Raw genomic sequence first — 16,923 nt, 5'->3', positions numbered from 1 at the left:
AAGGACTTTTTCTTACGCTCTTCCCCATTTTCCACCACGCTTTACCCATTCCACATACTAATGAAACATAGGTACTTGCTCTTGGAATTGAAATGGGATATATAAGAAAAGAAGATAGAGCGGTATATACATAATTACTAACAATAGAAATCCTATTCCAACATTTGAAGCTACCATTGTACTTGTAAACAAGCTCGTGAACAATACGAGGAATAACACGAAACTAAATCTTTTATAAATAGTCATGAATCACCCCTCCTCTATAATTTCATTGTAGCATTCGAAAGAAAAAAAGCCTACTACACAAACAATCCCCCTACAATCTGTAAAATAATATAAAATATAGTATATAAAGGAATATAAAGTTTTAAAGAAAGGATGATTTACTTAATGACAAAGAGAAAATTCTATCAGAAGAAGCGTTGGATACTGCCTTTTGCAATCATTGCCATTCCTACCGTAATTATATCTATCACTAATCAATTTACCCCTGTCCTCAGCGCAGCTATAATGAAACAACTTTTCGAAGCACAAACCTTTGCATCACCTAAAAATATGGAAACAATAAAACAAAACGTTGTTGTAAAAAAAGATATTGTATATAACAAAGAAGGATTTGATAATAGTATTCTAGATATTTACTATCCAAAAAGCACTACTGAAAAACTCCCCGTTATTATGTGGATACACGGGGGCGGATTTTTATCTGGTAGTAAAGAACAAACACAAGAATATGGAATGGCATTAGCTAATGAAGGATATGTAGTTGCAAATATAAATTATGCAATTGCACCGCGGCAAAAATATCCTGCGCCCGTTATTCAAGCAAATCAAGCACTGAAATATCTTCAAAATAATATCGCCACATATGGTGGTGATATTAACAGGCTATTCATAGGTGGCGATTCTGCTGGGGCTCAAATAGCTAGCCAAACTGCCGCGCTTATGTCCAATGAAAAACTAGCAAAAACGATGGATATTCATCCTTCTATTGATAATAAGCAGATAAAAGGTCTTCTTTTGTTTTGCGGACCTTACAGCATGGATAGATTGGACAACCCTGAATCATCTGCAATCGGAAAATGGATGGTCCATACAATGTTTTGGTCATACACTGGTGAGAAAGATTTAGCAACTTTTCCTAGATTAGCTGAATTATCTACAGTCAAACATGTAACACCTAATTACCCACCTGTTTTTTTGACAGTTGGAGACGCCGACCCTCTTGCCCCGCATTCAGCGGATCTTATAGACGCACTCAAACATAACGGAGTAGAAGTAGAAAGTGTTTTATTTGATGGAACAAAATCTGAATTAGGTCACGAATATCAATTTGATTTCACTTCACCACACGCTGAGAAAACATTAGGAAAAACCATCGAATTCCTGAACAAACATAAATAATTATAAAAGCCCAAGAAGCATCTACTCTGCTCCTTGGACTTTCCCCTATCTTCTCTTCGTAATTTTCCCTGATCCGCCAACCCTTGTTTTTGGGGGTGACGTATTCTTCGGCGGGCTTTTAATCGATGATTTCGGTTTAACATCAGAACCGCTAGAACCGCCTGGTGATTTTGTGATTCTCCCTTTTTTCTCTGTAGATGGTGGAACTGTCTTCGTTTCTTTTTCTATAATGCTTCCTTTGTCCCCTACAGATGTTTTCGGTTCAATCTTATCGCTCCGTTTAATAATAGAACCTTTACCTTCTTTTGTAATCGGCGGTGGTGTTTTCTTCTCTTCTTTTGTAGGCGGCCTGTCTGGAGTAACCGGTTTATGATTTTTCCGATCTGTATATCCACGGTAATCACCATGATACGATTTACGGGAATCAAATATATCATCTAATATACTTGCTAAAATATATCCTTGTAAGAAAGATGGTTGATAATTTTGACGAACATATTCGTTATTACTAATTTCAATTAATGTATCAGATGGCTTTTCCTTATCCTTTTGAAGATTATATAATTTATCAGAATAGACAAGGAACATCTGATTTTCATCTTCTTTAGACACTTGCTTCGGTTCTTTTTCATCAATGAGTTCTTTGGCGACCTGCGGAACTGATTTATTTTCCGCCCTATATACATATGACTCTTGCTTACCATCTTTTGCGACAGATTCTAATGGATAGCGATCTTGAATCGACTTATTATTTTGACACCCTGATAAAGCATATCCAGCAATTACAAGTAATGTAACAATAGCAACGACAGGGATTACGAACGATTTAATCATGGTAAACAATCGGTTTGACATGATTACGCCCCCTTACGTTGCCCTTATAATTTGTACATCAGCAGGAAGAATCGATTCTCCCTCATACATCATTGTACGTCCGTCTTGCCACTCAATGCGAAGTAGCTTCCGGTTATCAGATTGAAACTCCCACACGTACTGTTCATCCGATACTGCAAATGGCGTTTTTCCCATTACAACAACACACCCGTTATACCGTTCTTCCATATGGTAATCCATATCATCCATTTCAATCGTTGTTGGAATCTCCTCTATCGAATCTAACCGGCCATCAATTGGTGTATATAGCTTATAATACGTACTTTCACGATTCTCTATTTTTAAATAGCGAATTGTTTTCCCGTCCTGTAGCGTTAAAATAATTTCATTACGAGAATGCATGCTTGTTTTTCCAACCAATTCATACATCACTAATGAAACTTCAACCATATCGCCAGGTGCTAACGTAAGTAACGATTTTTCTGGTTTCACAGGCTCTGGACTTTTCATTATATTTTTAATTCGTTTAAATAAACTCATGATTTATCCCTCCTTTTCTCGTTATAGACAAGCTGCTAAAATGAGTCCTCCAACAATATGTAACGAACCAGCTAATAAAGCATGTGTGACATGCCCTTGCTTCGTTCCCTCTTCTAAATCTAAACCAACTACTTTTTTCAAAATAAATTCAATAAACATTTCTACAACTAATAAAATAACGAATGAAACTGCTGATGCAAGGAGTGCCTGCCATAAATCATTTGATTTCATAATCGATTGTGACAAAATATATCCTTGTGCAAAAAGTTTCATAATAAAGCGAGTCGTAACTGCCATATTTCCTTGTTTAATTTCTGCTAAATCGTTGTATTTCGTAAAAATAGAATCAACCCACATAAGTGCAAATAAAAGAACAGCACTTGCTCCTGTCCAAACAAGCATAGCTAGCACATTCATCCACGTCATACAAAAACCTCCTCTAAGAAAATAATAAGAAAACCGACATGAATGCTTTTCATGACATGTCGGTTCCTTTATCTTATATATCTATTTTGATTTCCCTACGTATAAACCATAACTACGAAAACAAAAACAGACTTCCTCTTTCTATCCTCACACCGCATGGTATCCAAAAGGGCTCTGACCGCTTCTATGCTTGGGCAGACGCTCTCTTCCATCCCCAAAAAAGAAGGTTTTAGGTTTTACCTTTGATTATCCCTCATATCAATCACAGTCTCGAAAACAAAAACAGGCTTCTTCTCTTTTCCTCTTTCTGTCCTCACACGGCATGGTATCCAAAAGGGCTCTGACCGCTTCTACGCTTGAGCGGACGCTCTCTTCCACTCAAAAAAGAAGGTTTTAGGTTTTAAGTTTTAACCTTTATTATTTCTCATACTGCTTCATAATACGTGCCAATTCATCATCCACAGCTGAATTTTTATTTAAAGCCGCAAATTCCTCATCTAACGACTTTTCTTTTTTATAAATTTCACCGCTTGCCTCTGCTTCAGCTTCTAATTGAAGAGCTTTTTCTTCCATACGGCTCAGGCCAGCTTTTGCAGTATTGGCATCGAATCCAGACATCGCTTGATTAATGCTCTTTTGCGCCTTCGCAGCATTTACACGTGCTACAAGTGTTTCACGTTTATTTTTCAGCTCTGTTAATTGTTTACGCATTTCTTCTAATTTTGCACGTAAATTATCAGCAGCTGCTTTATTTTGTTCATAACTTGCTTTATATTCATTCATCTTTTGCTCTGCATTTTTCTTTTCTTCTAAAGCACGGCGCGCAAGATCAATGTTATTTGCTTGAACTGCCATATGTGCTTGTTCTTCACGTTTCTTAACAAGTGCTTCTTGCTCTTCAAACAATAATTTAAACTTTTTCTCAAGCGCAATTTGAGCCGCTACACTCTTCTCAGCTTCTTGTACATCTTGTTGCATGTCACGTAAATATTGATCCGTCATCTTAACTGGATCTTCAGCTTTCTCAATTAATGAATATACATTTGACATCGTTAAATCTCTTAATCGTTTAAAAACAGACATTTAAATTCCTCCTATATATTGCCTCATATTTCAAATTCATGTGCTTCCCGTAAAAATTTTCTTTTACCAGAATAATGTTTATTACCAAATCCTACATATTTATTATATCAAAACGAAGATGTCCTTACCTGTTATTTTCCAAATACGCAAATTATAATATGACATTTCCTTCCCAACATTTCCTCTCCACTACTAAAAGTATGAAAATCCCCTCTACATCATCATTATGTATACGAACGTTTTCTAATTATATTGTCATAAAAAAAGCTTTGCGAAATTCGCAAAGCTTTTTCCTATTTATCCCGCTATTTGCGGGCAGTAATATTCCCACCTCAAAATTTGGCGAAAACAAAGAAGGTAGGTGGGAGANNTTAAAGTTTCACTTTATTAACGGCTTGCTCCATATCCGGGCTACAACTATTCGACTGACATGACTTATTCAGCGAACATGCTGCACACTTCCCTTTCTTACTTCTCTTCACAAAATTGAATAATGTATATCCTGCATAACCAAAAATGACAGCTCCAATAACAATATTGACTATCATTATGATACATCTCCTTCTAGAATCCGAGTAAGGATCCAACTTGATATATAATAAGCGTTAATACATAAGCAATAATAAGTGGATACACCACAGAGAAAATCGTCCATTTTACAGAACCTGTTTCACGGCGAATCACAGCTACTGTTGCTAAACATGGAACGTATAATAAAATGAAGAACATGAACGCATATGCTGATAGTGCAGTATAGTGCGCCCCCATTACATTACCTAATACGTCTTCGTTTACCGCATAAATAATGGCCATTGTCGAAACAACAACTTCTTTTGCTAAAAATCCTGTTAGAAGCGATGCCGCCGCTTGCCATGTTCCAAAACCGAGCGGTGCTAAAATTGGTGCGATAAAGCCACCAATCATCGCTAAGAAACTTTCACCCATATCTACGCCAAATCCAGATGGACCAGCATAGTTAAGTAACCAAATGACAACAGATCCACCAAAAATAAATGTACCAGCTTTACGCACGAAACCTTTTCCTTTTTCCCACGTACTCAGCCACAATGTTTTTGCTTGTGGCATACGATAAGGCGGAAGCTCAATGACAAAAATAGACTTTTCTTCTTTTAAAACCGTCATAGACATTACCTTTGTAACAAGTAAAGCAAGTACAATACCGACAATGTATAAAGAGAATACAACAGTCGCTTGGCTATTCGGGAAAAAGACTCCCGCGAATAATGCATATACAGGCAAGCGTGCTGAACAAGACATAAATGGTGTTACTAAAACGGTAAGTAATCTTTCTTTTTCCTGCTCAATTGTTCTTGCAGCCATAATTCCTGGGACGTTACAACCGAAACCGATAATCATCGGAATAAATGCTTTTCCATTTAATCCAAAGAACTCCATGATCCGGTCCATAACAACTGCAATACGAGCCATATAACCTGAGTCTTCTAATAATGAAATAAAGAAGAAGAGTGCAAAAATTTGCGGAACGAATACTAATACAGCACCAACCCCTGCAATAATCCCCTCTGTAACAAGCGCTTGAATAAACTCAGAGGCACCGATAGTTGTTAAGCCCGTTGTTACCCAATCGGTAAGTTGCCCACTGAAAAATCCATCAAGCATATCCGATAATGGTGTTCCAATCCACGTAAACGTAACCTGAAAAATAAAAAACATAACAGCTAAAAAGATAGGAAGTCCTAAAACTTTATGTGTGATTAACTGATCGATTTTTTCTGAAAAGGGAATCTTTCCTTCCTTTTCATGCTGAATCACATTTGTTTTTAACTTTTCAATATACGCCGCACGTGTCTGGTAAATATGCTGCTCAAGTGTACTTTCAAGTCCTGCTTCTAGATTCGAACGAATGGCTACAAGCTTTTCATAACTAGATAGTTTCTTTACTTCTTGCTCTACTACTTCATTATTGCTTAAAAATTGAAGTGCCAGCCACCTTGGATGCTCATACTTCTCCTTAGTTAAAAGCTCCATGATATTCGCAATTCCTGCATCTATTTGTTCACCATATGAAAGAATGAATGGTCTTTTCTCTTTTTTCTCACTCTCATGCAAAGTAGCAAGTAATTCTTCGCAGCCTTTTCCACTTCTCGCAACAACAGGAACAGCCGTTACTCCTAATATTTCCGACAATCTGTTTACATGAATAACAATCCCGCGCTGCTTCGCCACATCAACCATATTTAAACCAATGGAAACTGGTTTACCAAATTCCAGTAGTTGTAATGTTAAATGCATATTGCGTTCAAATTGAGAAGCATCAACAATATTTAGCATATGCTGAAAATCTTCTGTTAGTAGAAAGTTTGTAACAACGCCCTCATCACGAGAGACCGGATTTAAATCATATACACCTGGTAAATCAATTAATGTTCCTTGTTGCCCCTTTAACTTACCAACCTTCTTTTCGACTGTTACCCCGCTCCAGTTTCCTACATATTCATAAGAACCCGTTAGCGCATTAAATAATGATGTTTTCCCCGTATTTGGATTCCCTAGCAATGCAACCTTATTCACGCTAATTCCACCTTTATCATTTTCGCGTCACAATGACGAATACTAATTAATTGTCCTCGGCACTCTAATGTACATGGCCCTTTAAACATCGCTTTTTGTTTCATACGAAGTTCACTTCCTTCTGAAAGACCAAAAGCTGCTAATCTACGTTTTAATAATTTATCTAACGCCTGTATATTTTTCACTAGAACTTTTTCCCCGATTTTAATATCAACTAAACTCATAATTTCCCTCCTTACAAGAGAATGAGAATTATTTTCATAAAAATTATAGCACCCCTACCAATCAAGTACTATATCTTTCCCTTCCTATTTATTAACATTTTGAGACAATTACATAAAAATAATTGCACCATAAAGTAAGCTTTAATCAGCATAACTCTCACCGCTCGCTAATGGCTGGATCCTCTGTTTCATCAAAAAAGAAAAGGGAGCCTCTTCTGCTATTTCCGTTTCCTTACATATTACGGCTATGAAAATAAAAACAGACTTCCTCTCATTCCCTATTTTTGTCCTCATGCGGTATGGGATCCAAAAAGGCTCTGACTGCTTCTATCCGTGGCTGGACCCTCTCTTCCCTCTAAAAAGAAAGGTCTTTTAATTTAAATCCAAACACCATTTGCCATTCTCATCCATTTCAATTACAATAAATCTATCAATCAAAGAATCTCGTTATCACAGGGGGAGCCTCGTTGCTGAGAGGGAACATAACGTTCCGACCCTTCGAACCTGTTAGTTAATGCTAACGTAGGAATTGTGCAAACGTCGAAATACATATACCTCATTATTTTCTATTTACGTATTTCATATCTCCCTATGATACATTATTCTTTTTTTGTGCAACTTAGATTTAGGGGGAATATCCACATGCGTAACACCAATTTACAAGCGATGATTGAATCTGCAATCCTTGCAGCCTTCGCCTTAATCATCGACATTTTACCATTATCCATTAAACTTCCAACAGGCGGTTCCGTTTCATTTGCTATGATTCCTATTTTTATTATCGCATACCGCTGGGGATTTAAAACGGCATTCTTAGGAGGACTCATCTGGGGGCTACTACAAATTGTAGTCGGAGATACTTATATTTTAACGCCTGTGCAAGCATTCATTGAGTACTTTATTGCCTTTGCTTTTATTGGTTTTGCTGGTTTATTCTATCGTCCAATTCAAAAAGCACTTGCGAACACGCAACATACGTCTGAAGCACAACATGACATTGGTAGCCGTAAAGACAAACCTACAGAAAAAAAGAATCAAGGAAAAAAAGCACTTGCTTATATTATCCTTGCAACATTTGTCGGTAGCTTTGCACGTTATTTCTGTCACTTTATTGCCGGCGTTATCTTTTTTGGAAAATACGCACCGCCGGGACAGTCAGCTGTTCTTTATTCATTAATCGTAAATGGAAGTACAATGCTTGCTTCTTTCGCTTTATGTACAGTATTGTTACTCCTTCTATTTACAACAGCGCCACGCTTATTTAAAAGTATTGGTGCACACCATACAAATTCACAAAATAAGGTTTCCTAAATTGTAGGTTACCGAAAACGTGATGACTTTATATGTATTTCATCACGATACACAAAAAAAAGAAGTTCAACACTTATACTAAAATAGGTGTTGAACTTCTTTTTTTACCTGTAATTATGTTTTCATTTCGAATGAATAGCAATTAATTTCGCTTGAATAATATAGCGATCTGGTGCATCACCTATGTAATCGAACGGATAGCAAGTCGTCATTGTTAACGTCGGTTCTTTTTTCTTTACAATCACTGTACGATCATCAGCATCTGTAATCCATTTTTTTTGAATTTCATATAAATAATTTTTATGATCATATTCCACAATGAGATTATCTTTTTCTTTCAGTTCTCCTAACTCTATAAATACCGTATCACGATGTCCACTTAATACAGTGTGTCCCCCTTCAGATGGGGTTGTTGTCATGTCGCCAACAAACATACCGACACCTTTTTTCAATGTAGCAGCATTCGTTCCCCAATATATAGAAAACTTCTTCTTAATTTTTGGGATATGTAATATAGCTACTCTCTCGCCTTCTTGACGCTTCATTTGAGAGGAGGGTATTTGCGAATTCGCAACTGTTTCAGTAGTATTGTCTTTTGCTGTTATTTTTTCAAGTTGCTTGACCTCTTCTATCGTTAAATCCTGTGCCGAACTTTTTTCTTTATACCATTCAAAAAAGTAATAACCCCCAACAAGAATACCAATGATCATAAAAAAAACGCCAATACGATTTAGAAGTGTCACTATTCCTCCCTCCATTCTTCTTTATTATTCCTATTGATATATATCCTATAAACACTACTTTCGCTTCAGTTGTAGAATATGTATGGAATATAAAAATAACTTGCAACTAAAAAAGCTGCTAAAAGTAGTTAAATCTACTTTTAGCAGCCTATTTCAAAATATTTAAAGCATGACACCGTTATTCTTAAATGAATACCACTTTCCGTCAATGAAGTGTTTACCTATTGCCATTGCACCGTCAGCTTTTAAATAATACCAATTTCCATTCTCTTGTAACCATCCTGTTTTCATCGTACCGTTTTGGTTCATATAATACCAACCAGTATCAGTTGGTACCCAACCTATTCCCATTAATCCACGATGAATATAATACCAATGGTTTCCTTCTTTCACCCAACCAGTTTTCATAGATCCATCTGGATTTGCATATAACCAACGATCTTTTCCATCTTCTATCCAACCAGTCCGCATAACACCATCATTACCTAAATAATAATCTTTTCCATTTACCCTAACGAAATCTGTTTGCATAACACCATCTATGAAGTAATACCATTTTCCTTTATAACTTAACCAGCCTTCATGATTTTTCCCATCTTGATCGTAGTAATACCATGAATCACCGTTTTTTACCCATCCCATTTTTTGTGTCACTTGTTCTCTTTTTGGGACAGCCTGATTCACATTTTTATTTACTTCTGCATAAGACACGACAGGTACAAAAAGCACCACAGACATTAAAACTAGCAAAATAAATTTCTTCATTTTTACAAGTCTCCCAAATAATAATGTATTTTAATTGCTATCTCTATGAGTAAATTATATTACAGATAACAATATTATGCAATGTTTTTGTAACATAATTGTAATATAATTAATCTATTCGTTATTTTAATAGTAATCTATGCTTTTACTTTAGATTCCATAACAGTGCATACTTATGAAATAAAAAGCATTGCAGATTCTCTCTACAATGCTTTTTGTGCCTCAGTATTTACATGTTACTTTCTTGTGATTCCAGAGTAGCAAAGTCTGAAGTAATAACTAATTGTCTTGGCTCAGTTTTCTTTAAGTGATTATTGACGTTACACTTACTACGCTGAAAGACCCATGCTTTAACAGGATTTGTGAAGACGATTCTTTGCTCTTTATTAGGGGCCCCTTCTTCAAATTTACAACTTTCGCTCCATTTACACCATTTCATTGTAAATTGTGAAGAAGAATGATCTTCTTCTTGATCGAATAAATGCGAAAAACTCATCTCTTCATCCAATACTATCGTGTTACTAGTCGATAACAAAGCAAAGGTCGCCCAACGTCTCTCCATTCCCTCCTACTCCTTTTCACATATAGTGCCTAAATCTTATTTTACCTAAAATGTGCTTGCCTTTTACCTTACACTAATAGTTTATCCAAAAGACGACTACGTAACTATCGATTTGTCTTACAAACTACCTTACATTTTTGTAAGAAATGAAAAAACCTCCATCTTTGTAAATGAAGGTTTTCAATCATTTCTTATCTATATATTCTTTCATATCATCTAACCCAGCCTCATACAATTGAAGCATCATTCCATGCGAAATAGCTCCAAGAACTAACGTCATCCCAATCAGTGTCACACGAATAGCAGGAACATCAATTATATAAGATAACATACCGAGAACAATTGTTAGAAATAGTGCTTTTATAAATGTAACACTTGTATATTGTTTCTTTTTCATCATGACCACCCTTTATGGAAGCGTTTTCTCAATAAATTTAGTATATCATATCATCAGACTACTTTGTGGGTATTTTTGTAAAAAGCACGTTCTTCTACTATCTTTTTGACATTTCTTCTACAATCCTTTACAGTCGAAATGTTCACAAGTTTTACAACGTAGGAGGATCTCAATGAATATTGAAATAAAAGATACTTTAATTTCCGAAGAAGCATTACAAACGAAGGTAAAAGAACTCGCACTACAAATTGAGCGTGATTTTGAAGGAGAAGAAATCGTAGTTATCGCTGTACTAAAAGGTTCTTTCGTCTTCGCTGCGGATTTAATTCGTCACATTAAAAATGAAGTAACAATCGACTTTATCTCAGCATCTAGTTACGGTAACCAAACTGAAACAACGGGGAAAGTTAAATTATTAAAAGATATTGATGTCAACATTACAGGTAAAAATATAATTGTCGTAGAAGACATTATTGATTCCGGCTTAACACTTCACTTCTTAAAAGACCACTTCTTCATGCATAAGCCAAAAAACTTGAAATTCTGTACATTACTAGATAAACCAGAGCGCCGTAAAGTTGATTTGAAAGCAGAATATGTAGGCTTCCAAATTCCAGATGAATTTATTGTCGGATACGGTATTGACTGCGCTGAAAAATATCGTAACTTACCATATATCGCATCAGTTGTAACTGAGAAATAAACCCGTATATAACTTCCATCAATTTTTGATGGAAGTTTATTTATATAAACAAACAGACAAAGGGAGAGATTAGAAATGGCAGAAACAAAATTTGAAAAAGTCCTTCTCATCGTAAACCCTAAAGCAGGACAAGGGGATCTACATACAAACTTATCCAAAATCGTCCCACCACTCGCTACTGCTTTCCCAGATTTACGTATTCTTCATACACAAAAACAAGGCGACGCAGCAACATATTGTCAAGATTTTGCAAACGAAGTGGATTTAATTGTTGTCTTTGGTGGTGATGGCACTGTGTTTGAATGTACAAACGGATTAGCTCCGCTTCAAAAAAGACCAGCACTTGCTATTATTCCAGGAGGTACATGTAACGATTTCTCTCGCACACTTGGCGTTCCACAAAACATTGCCGATGCAGCAAAACTCGTCGTACAAGGGCGTACAAAAACAGTTGATGTTGCAAAAGCGAATGAACAATATTTCTTGAACTTTTGGGGGATTGGACTCGTCTCTGAAGTATCTAATAACATTGATTCAGATGAAAAAGCAAGGCTTGGGAAGATTGGTTACTATTTAAGCACCATTCGAACTGTTAAAAACGCCGAAGCTTTCCCAGTAAAAATTACATATGATGGGCAAGTATATGAAGATGAAGCTGTCCTTGTTATGGTCGGAAATGGCGAATACCTTGGTGCCATTCCGTCCTTTATCCCTAATGTAAAATGTGATGATGAGGCACTTGATATCTTTGTTGTAAAATCAACAGGCATTCAAGCATTTAAAGATTACATTGGAAAAAAACTATTTGAAGATACAAATGACAATGATATTTTTCATGTGAAAGCCAAATCTATTCATATAGAAACAGATGGGGAAAAAGAAGTAGATACAGATGGAGAAAGCTCCCTCCATACGCCGTGTCACATCAAATTATTACCAAGCCACTTTACAATGATTTATAACCCGGCTCTGGCATAATTACGTTAGGGAATGAAAAGCTGAACAGAGCGTGAAGAAAAAAATGTTGCATCCTAAAATGGTAAATAAATTTCTATCGTCGACATTTCGGTAAACAGCAAAACAATTTACTAGAAATTGTTTCTAAACAAGTTAAAAAAGGTTGTTAACGTTTGTTGTTAACAACCTTTTTATATCTAAGTTTCTATCTTTCATCTAGCTATTTACTTCTTTCTCAACTAACCACTCTCTCTTTTCTTTGCATATATACATATAAAACACTACATATGACAAGTAGGGCTCCCCCAAAATAGACACCATACTTTGTCGCCAATTCTACAATCCTTTCAATATGTTTCCCAAATAAAGAACCAAGTAAAAAGTAAAGCAACGTCCAAACAAATCCTGTCGTATAGGAATACAAAGCATACGTTTGAAATCGCATGTTATTCATTCCCACTAAATAAGGTACGATATGTCTAACGACAGGTATAAAATAACTTGTTACCAATGCATAGTGCTCATATCTACTAATCATTTCTTTTGATCGCAGCAAATACTTTACCTTTTTCTTTTTCATCAATCTATTAAGTACTTTTGTGCCAAATACCTTTCCAAGTACATACCCTAAAGAGAGACCAGACACTACACCTAAATAGGTTAGAAAAAAGGCTGGAATCGCGCTTAATATACCTAGCGATGATACAAACCCACCACTCATCACAATCATTTCATCTGGGACTGGCATACCTACAATCCCGAGCCATAAACAAAAAAATAATGCCCCGTAACCGTATGTCTCAATATAGGATAACAATTCATGTAATTCCATTACGTACATGCCTTTCTGCAACTAAAGACATGCGCCGGAGGAAGATTCAGCCAAACTTTTTTTAGTGAAACTTCCTGAAAAAAGCTTTGAATAAACGCTTTTTTTGCCAGTGAATATTGAAATGTAATAAATTCCCCATCTTCACTTAATGATTCCATTACACTGGATAAAATCCGTGCTGATATTTCCCTTGGTAAAGACGTAAAGGGTAATCCCGATAATACGTAATCTACTTTCTCTATTTGTAACTCCTCGATATATTTCTTTATGTTTTCAGCTGATCCATGTATGACTAAAATATTAGGATCGTCTTTAAACTGCTTCTGTAACTTTTTGAAAAACACTTCATTAATTTCAATCAGGATAAATATTGTATGCTCTTTTTTCCTCTTTATAATCTCTCTCGTAAATGATCCTGTTCCAGGTCCTAATTCTAAAATATACTTCGCTTCTTCAAAGTTAATCGCGCCTACCATCTTTTTAGCTAATCTATTCGAGCTCGGTGCAATGGCTCCTATATTCTTTGGGTGCTTTACAAATTCGGTTAAGAATGTAATCATTTGCATCTCTAACCTCTCCCATTCGCTATCATCTAATATGGGGTTAAGTATAACTATCATTTTTTAAAAAATAGCATGGATATTTCTTAAGATTTTATGAAGAATTGAAAAAAACAGCTACCGCCTATAGCGATAGCTGATGCCTTCATTACTTCGCGCTCACAATCTTATAATAAGAACGAACTGTTAAGAAGTAATATCCAATATAAATGACACCGTACACTCCTATACTAATTAATAACGGAATCAGTATTTCATATGGTAGTATGTTTGAAAAACCTTTTAATGCAAATAAACTGTGTAAAATTCCCACTACTAATGGAATTGCAAAGATAAAGCTTACTTGTTTTGCAATTGCCTTTTTCATTTCCTGTTTTGTTACACCCACTTTGTGCAAGACAACGTAACGATCGCGGTCTGCACTTGCTTCTGTTAACTGTTTGAAGTAAATGATAGAACCTGTTGCAAGCAAGAACACTAAACCTAGGAATAACCCGATAAACATCATTAACCCCGTCGCTTCAAGACCTGCTTGGAAACCAGTATAGAAGTCTCTAAATGGTGCTTCAATTTCAGATTTTCCTACTGGCATAGCTTTCGCTAATTTTTCTGTTAACACTTTACTATTTTTTTCATCTTTTACATCAATATTTTTTACAACACGTGTTCCAGATATTTTTTTCGCTTGTTCATATACTTGATCTGGAACAATCACAAATAGTTCACTTAAGTTCGTGATATTGCGATTATCTACACCTTTAATTGTAAGCTTTTGTGTTTCGTTTCCGACCGGAAATACAGCTGTATTCCCTTTATATTCAGGGCCAAAGTCAAGCCCTTCAACATATAGACTATCATATACAAATGCTTCATTAGCAGCTAAATCCACCGCATCCGCATCCATTTTTTTCGCAATTCTATTAAATGTCGATTGAGAAATAAGCTGGTATTGCTCTGTAACAAGGTAATGTGTATTCATAACCTGATCCGCTTTTTTACCTTCAAACTTCCCTTTCACAGGAACCATCTCAATTTCAGATTGCTCTGTAACTGGATGACTTTTCTTTTCTGCATCAAGAATTGCATTTACTTTATGATCTAACGCTGCATCTTGTTTCACATATGAATAGCTATATGGTGACATATTCTTCGCTTGCTTAAATGTGTTGTAATACATCGTAACAGACGTACCAACTGCGGTTAATGTTACCGCACTTAATACTGCAATTGTAGCAAGAGATTTTGCATTTCCTTTAATACGATACAGTAACTGTGACGTCGTTACCATGTTCATGCCGTTATAGAAGGATGATTTATTATGTCTTGCTCTTTTTAATACAAATACTGTAAAGAACATAAATAGTAAGTACGTACCAAGTACCGTTGCAAGTAAAATATAAAGTGCAATCACCATAAAGTCAGCATATTTTGCTGCCTTCATAAATATAAGCGATAAGAAATATCCAGAACCGATTAAAAAGACTGACAGTAATGCCATAATTATCGATCCTTTTGGCATTGCCTCTCCTTCACGCTCAGCACGGAACAATTCAATTAACTTAAAACGATAAATTAAACGATATCCTTGCAGTGATGTATAAAGAATAATGACAAAAAAGATAATTGCTGTATCAATAATTGCTGCCATCGGCACTTCAAAATGCACATTTAAGTTTAACCCCATCATACTTACTAACAATTCAAGGAATAACTTTGAAAGTACACTACCAATCGCAATTCCAATTACTAATGACATTAACCCCATTAACATGTTTTCATAAAATAACATTTTACCAATTTGTTTTTTTCGAATTCCTAGCAATGAATATAATCCAACTTCTTTTTTACGTTTTCGTGTAAAGAATCCGTTCGAGTATATAATAAATACTGCTACGAAAATAATGAGCATCACACTGGAAACTTGGAATGCCCCGCTAATTTTTTTAGAGCCTTCCGCTGCTTTTTCCATTTGTGAATTGTACTGAAGTGCCTTAAATGTAAAATAAATGACGATACTAAAGATCATCGATGCAAAATATAAAAAGTAATCTTTAAAGTTCCGCTGTATATTGCGGAGGGCAATACTAGATAACGTCATCCATTGCACCTCCAGAAATTGCGGACATTACGTCTACTACTTGTTGGAAGAATTGTTTACGCGTTAATTCTCCGCGGTGCAACTCTTTATATAGTTCACCATCTTTAATGAAGATCACTCGCTTACAGTAACTTGCCGCAAATGCATCATGCGTTACCATTAAAATAGTTGAGTTATCATATTCATTCAATGACTTCATGCTTTCTAATAAATCTGTTGCCGATTTCGAATCAAGCGCTCCTGTTGGCTCGTCCCCAAAAATCATACTTGGATTTGTAACGATGGCGCGAGATGCTGCACAGCGCTGCTTCTGTCCACCAGATACTTGGTATGGAAATTGACTTAAAATATGATCAATACCAAACTTCTTCGCAATCTCAAGAACGCGGCGATCAATTTCACTCGCTTTTACTTTCGATAACGCAAGTGGCAAAGCGATATTCTCTTTCACCGTTAACGTATCTAATAAGTTATAATCTTGGAAAATGAAACCTAAATGATCACGGCGGAACAATGCCAATTTATCATCATTCATTTTCACAATGTCTTTTCCATCAATTAAAATTTCACCGTTCGTCGCGTTATCAATTGTAGAAAGAACATTTAAAAGAGTCGTTTTACCAGATCCTGAAGGGCCCATAATTCCAACGAATTCGCCTTCTTGTACTTGTAAGTTAATCCCCTTTAACGCTTCAAATGTATTTCCACCTGTATCGTATACTTTTTTTATATTTTTCGCTTCTAATACTGTTTTCATCTCTAATCCCTCACTTCTTCTATTCTCTATTTCCACTATATCTAACTTCTACTCTTGCCACTATCGATGTTTCTTACACAAACATGACAGTTATGTAAGGCTACTTATATAAATACAATTTGAAAAACTGACATACAATCTACTCTTTAGATTGGAGAGAGGATCCGGCCGTGG

20 protein-coding genes and 1 riboswitch are annotated in these 16,923 nt (G+C 35.8%); of the genes, 4 read left to right on the top strand and 16 right to left on the bottom strand.

Features of this window, described 5'->3' with window-relative positions; all coding sequences use genetic code 11:
- Positions 1–57 precede the first annotated feature (57 nt).
- On the bottom strand, positions 58–246 hold the full coding sequence (locus tag CN373_RS13340) for a hypothetical protein (protein ID WP_000158331.1): 189 nt from the start codon (positions 244–246) through the stop codon (positions 58–60).
- Between the two features lie 144 nt (positions 247–390).
- Between CN373_RS13340 and CN373_RS13335 the strand changes: the two genes are divergently transcribed.
- Complete coding sequence (locus CN373_RS13335) at positions 391–1,404, top strand: alpha/beta hydrolase (RefSeq protein ID WP_000166784.1); 1,014 nt, start codon at positions 391–393, stop codon at positions 1,402–1,404.
- 45 nt (positions 1,405–1,449) lie between these two features.
- On the opposite strand, the gene CN373_RS13330 is transcribed toward CN373_RS13335, so the two are convergent.
- The 7 genes from CN373_RS13330 to CN373_RS13300 form a co-directional block, all read right to left on the bottom strand.
- Positions 1,450–2,259, bottom strand: coding sequence for a DUF4247 domain-containing protein (locus CN373_RS13330; RefSeq protein ID WP_098359500.1), 810 nt, complete (start codon positions 2,257–2,259; stop codon positions 1,450–1,452).
- A gap of 12 nt (positions 2,260–2,271) precedes the next feature.
- Positions 2,272–2,778: a DUF4178 domain-containing protein gene (locus tag CN373_RS13325; RefSeq protein ID WP_000051762.1), complete on the bottom strand. Its 507-nt coding sequence runs from the start codon at positions 2,776–2,778 to the stop codon at positions 2,272–2,274.
- A 21-nt stretch (positions 2,779–2,799) separates the two neighbouring features.
- Positions 2,800–3,204: a DUF350 domain-containing protein gene (locus tag CN373_RS13320; protein ID WP_000220085.1), complete on the bottom strand. Its 405-nt coding sequence runs from the start codon at positions 3,202–3,204 to the stop codon at positions 2,800–2,802.
- Positions 3,205–3,621: 417 nt separating this feature from the next.
- The gene (locus CN373_RS13315) at positions 3,622–4,287 is read right to left on the bottom strand and encodes a PspA/IM30 family protein (RefSeq protein WP_000110296.1); all 666 of its coding nucleotides are present in this window, start codon (positions 4,285–4,287) and stop codon (positions 3,622–3,624) included.
- Between the two features lie 371 nt (positions 4,288–4,658).
- Complete coding sequence (locus CN373_RS13310) at positions 4,659–4,835, bottom strand: FeoB-associated Cys-rich membrane protein (RefSeq protein WP_098359499.1); 177 nt, start codon at positions 4,833–4,835, stop codon at positions 4,659–4,661.
- 16 nt (positions 4,836–4,851) lie between these two features.
- Entirely contained in the window at positions 4,852–6,840 is a 1,989-nt protein-coding gene (feoB, locus tag CN373_RS13305; protein WP_001044865.1) for a ferrous iron transport protein B, read from the bottom strand.
- Positions 6,837–7,064, bottom strand: coding sequence for a FeoA family protein (locus CN373_RS13300; protein ID WP_000060509.1), 228 nt, complete (start codon positions 7,062–7,064; stop codon positions 6,837–6,839). The genes feoB and CN373_RS13300 overlap by 4 nt, the downstream gene beginning before the upstream one ends.
- A 445-nt stretch (positions 7,065–7,509) precedes the next feature.
- A riboswitch (TPP riboswitch) is annotated at positions 7,510–7,611 on the top strand.
- 95 nt (positions 7,612–7,706) lie between these two features.
- Between CN373_RS13300 and thiT the strand changes: the two genes are divergently transcribed.
- Complete coding sequence (thiT, locus tag CN373_RS13295; RefSeq protein ID WP_098359498.1) at positions 7,707–8,375, top strand: energy-coupled thiamine transporter ThiT; 669 nt, start codon at positions 7,707–7,709, stop codon at positions 8,373–8,375.
- A 122-nt stretch (positions 8,376–8,497) separates the two neighbouring features.
- Here thiT and CN373_RS13290 read toward each other — a convergent pair whose 3' ends face one another.
- The 4 genes from CN373_RS13290 to CN373_RS13275 all read right to left on the bottom strand — a co-directional run bounded on the left by CN373_RS13290 (position 8,498) and on the right by CN373_RS13275 (position 10,842).
- A complete protein-coding gene (locus CN373_RS13290; RefSeq protein WP_000173648.1) occupies positions 8,498–9,118 on the bottom strand; it encodes a class D sortase in 621 nt (206 codons plus the stop codon).
- Between the two features lie 162 nt (positions 9,119–9,280).
- Positions 9,281–9,883, bottom strand: a complete 603-nt coding sequence (locus tag CN373_RS13285; RefSeq protein ID WP_000713529.1) for an N-acetylmuramoyl-L-alanine amidase family protein — start codon at positions 9,881–9,883, stop codon at positions 9,281–9,283.
- A gap of 229 nt (positions 9,884–10,112) precedes the next feature.
- Positions 10,113–10,445, bottom strand: coding sequence for a hypothetical protein (locus CN373_RS13280; protein WP_000442223.1), 333 nt, complete (start codon positions 10,443–10,445; stop codon positions 10,113–10,115).
- Between the two features lie 184 nt (positions 10,446–10,629).
- Positions 10,630–10,842: a hypothetical protein gene (locus CN373_RS13275; protein WP_000730175.1), complete on the bottom strand. Its 213-nt coding sequence runs from the start codon at positions 10,840–10,842 to the stop codon at positions 10,630–10,632.
- A 172-nt stretch (positions 10,843–11,014) separates the two neighbouring features.
- On the opposite strand from CN373_RS13275, the gene hpt reads away from it, so the two are divergent.
- Positions 11,015–11,545 (top strand): hypoxanthine phosphoribosyltransferase, encoded by a 531-nt coding sequence (hpt, locus tag CN373_RS13270; protein WP_098359497.1) that lies wholly within the window; start codon positions 11,015–11,017, stop codon positions 11,543–11,545.
- Positions 11,546–11,620: 75 nt separating this feature from the next.
- Positions 11,621–12,523: a diacylglycerol/lipid kinase family protein gene (locus tag CN373_RS13265; RefSeq protein ID WP_000852258.1), complete on the top strand. Its 903-nt coding sequence runs from the start codon at positions 11,621–11,623 to the stop codon at positions 12,521–12,523.
- Between the two features lie 214 nt (positions 12,524–12,737).
- Here CN373_RS13265 and CN373_RS13260 read toward each other — a convergent pair whose 3' ends face one another.
- The 4 genes from CN373_RS13260 to CN373_RS13245 all read right to left on the bottom strand — a co-directional run bounded on the left by CN373_RS13260 (position 12,738) and on the right by CN373_RS13245 (position 16,749).
- Positions 12,738–13,334 carry a DedA family protein gene (locus tag CN373_RS13260; protein ID WP_000418949.1) on the bottom strand — a complete coding sequence of 199 codons (597 nt, stop codon included), beginning with the start codon at positions 13,332–13,334 and terminating at the stop codon, positions 12,738–12,740.
- Positions 13,334–13,900 (bottom strand): class I SAM-dependent methyltransferase, encoded by a 567-nt coding sequence (locus tag CN373_RS13255; RefSeq protein ID WP_001177974.1) that lies wholly within the window; start codon positions 13,898–13,900, stop codon positions 13,334–13,336. Before CN373_RS13255 ends, CN373_RS13260 begins: the two co-directional genes overlap by 1 nt.
- Positions 13,901–14,042: 142 nt before the next feature.
- On the bottom strand, positions 14,043–15,992 hold the full coding sequence (locus CN373_RS13250; RefSeq protein WP_000176113.1) for an ABC transporter permease: 1,950 nt from the start codon (positions 15,990–15,992) through the stop codon (positions 14,043–14,045).
- Positions 15,979–16,749, bottom strand: a complete 771-nt coding sequence (locus CN373_RS13245; protein ID WP_098359554.1) for an ABC transporter ATP-binding protein — start codon at positions 16,747–16,749, stop codon at positions 15,979–15,981. The genes CN373_RS13250 and CN373_RS13245 overlap by 14 nt, the downstream gene beginning before the upstream one ends.
- Positions 16,750–16,923: the final 174 nt, after the last annotated feature.

The organism is Bacillus cereus (assembly GCF_002561295.1).
Taxonomy (GTDB): domain Bacteria; phylum Bacillota; class Bacilli; order Bacillales; family Bacillaceae_G; genus Bacillus_A; species Bacillus_A cereus_S.
Note: the sequence above shows the minus strand (reverse complement) of the source record. Positions and strands in the feature narration are given on the sequence as shown.

Bases quoted from the DNA above. Each gene is read 5' to 3' on its own strand.
- CN373_RS13340 (WP_000158331.1), bottom strand. From the start codon at position 246: ATGACTATTTATAAAAGATTTAGTTTCGTGTTATTCCTCGTATTGTTC.
- CN373_RS13335 (WP_000166784.1), top strand. From the start codon at position 391: ATGACAAAGAGAAAATTCTATCAGAAGAAGCGTTGGATACTGCCTTTT.
- CN373_RS13330 (WP_098359500.1), bottom strand. From the start codon at position 2,259: ATGTCAAACCGATTGTTTACCATGATTAAATCGTTCGTAATCCCTGTC.
- CN373_RS13325 (WP_000051762.1), bottom strand. From the start codon at position 2,778: ATGAGTTTATTTAAACGAATTAAAAATATAATGAAAAGTCCAGAGCCT.
- CN373_RS13320 (WP_000220085.1), bottom strand. From the start codon at position 3,204: ATGACGTGGATGAATGTGCTAGCTATGCTTGTTTGGACAGGAGCAAGT.
- CN373_RS13315 (WP_000110296.1), bottom strand. From the start codon at position 4,287: ATGTCTGTTTTTAAACGATTAAGAGATTTAACGATGTCAAATGTATAT.
- CN373_RS13310 (WP_098359499.1), bottom strand. From the start codon at position 4,835: ATGATAGTCAATATTGTTATTGGAGCTGTCATTTTTGGTTATGCAGGA.
- CN373_RS13300 (WP_000060509.1), bottom strand. From the start codon at position 7,064: ATGAGTTTAGTTGATATTAAAATCGGGGAAAAAGTTCTAGTGAAAAAT.
- thiT (WP_098359498.1), top strand. From the start codon at position 7,707: ATGCGTAACACCAATTTACAAGCGATGATTGAATCTGCAATCCTTGCA.
- CN373_RS13285 (WP_000713529.1), bottom strand. From the start codon at position 9,883: ATGAAGAAATTTATTTTGCTAGTTTTAATGTCTGTGGTGCTTTTTGTA.
- CN373_RS13280 (WP_000442223.1), bottom strand. From the start codon at position 10,445: ATGGAGAGACGTTGGGCGACCTTTGCTTTGTTATCGACTAGTAACACG.
- CN373_RS13275 (WP_000730175.1), bottom strand. From the start codon at position 10,842: ATGAAAAAGAAACAATATACAAGTGTTACATTTATAAAAGCACTATTT.
- hpt (WP_098359497.1), top strand. From the start codon at position 11,015: ATGAATATTGAAATAAAAGATACTTTAATTTCCGAAGAAGCATTACAA.
- CN373_RS13265 (WP_000852258.1), top strand. From the start codon at position 11,621: ATGGCAGAAACAAAATTTGAAAAAGTCCTTCTCATCGTAAACCCTAAA.
- CN373_RS13260 (WP_000418949.1), bottom strand. From the start codon at position 13,334: ATGGAATTACATGAATTGTTATCCTATATTGAGACATACGGTTACGGG.
- CN373_RS13255 (WP_001177974.1), bottom strand. From the start codon at position 13,900: ATGCAAATGATTACATTCTTAACCGAATTTGTAAAGCACCCAAAGAAT.
- CN373_RS13250 (WP_000176113.1), bottom strand. From the start codon at position 15,992: ATGACGTTATCTAGTATTGCCCTCCGCAATATACAGCGGAACTTTAAA.
- CN373_RS13245 (WP_098359554.1), bottom strand. From the start codon at position 16,749: ATGAAAACAGTATTAGAAGCGAAAAATATAAAAAAAGTATACGATACA.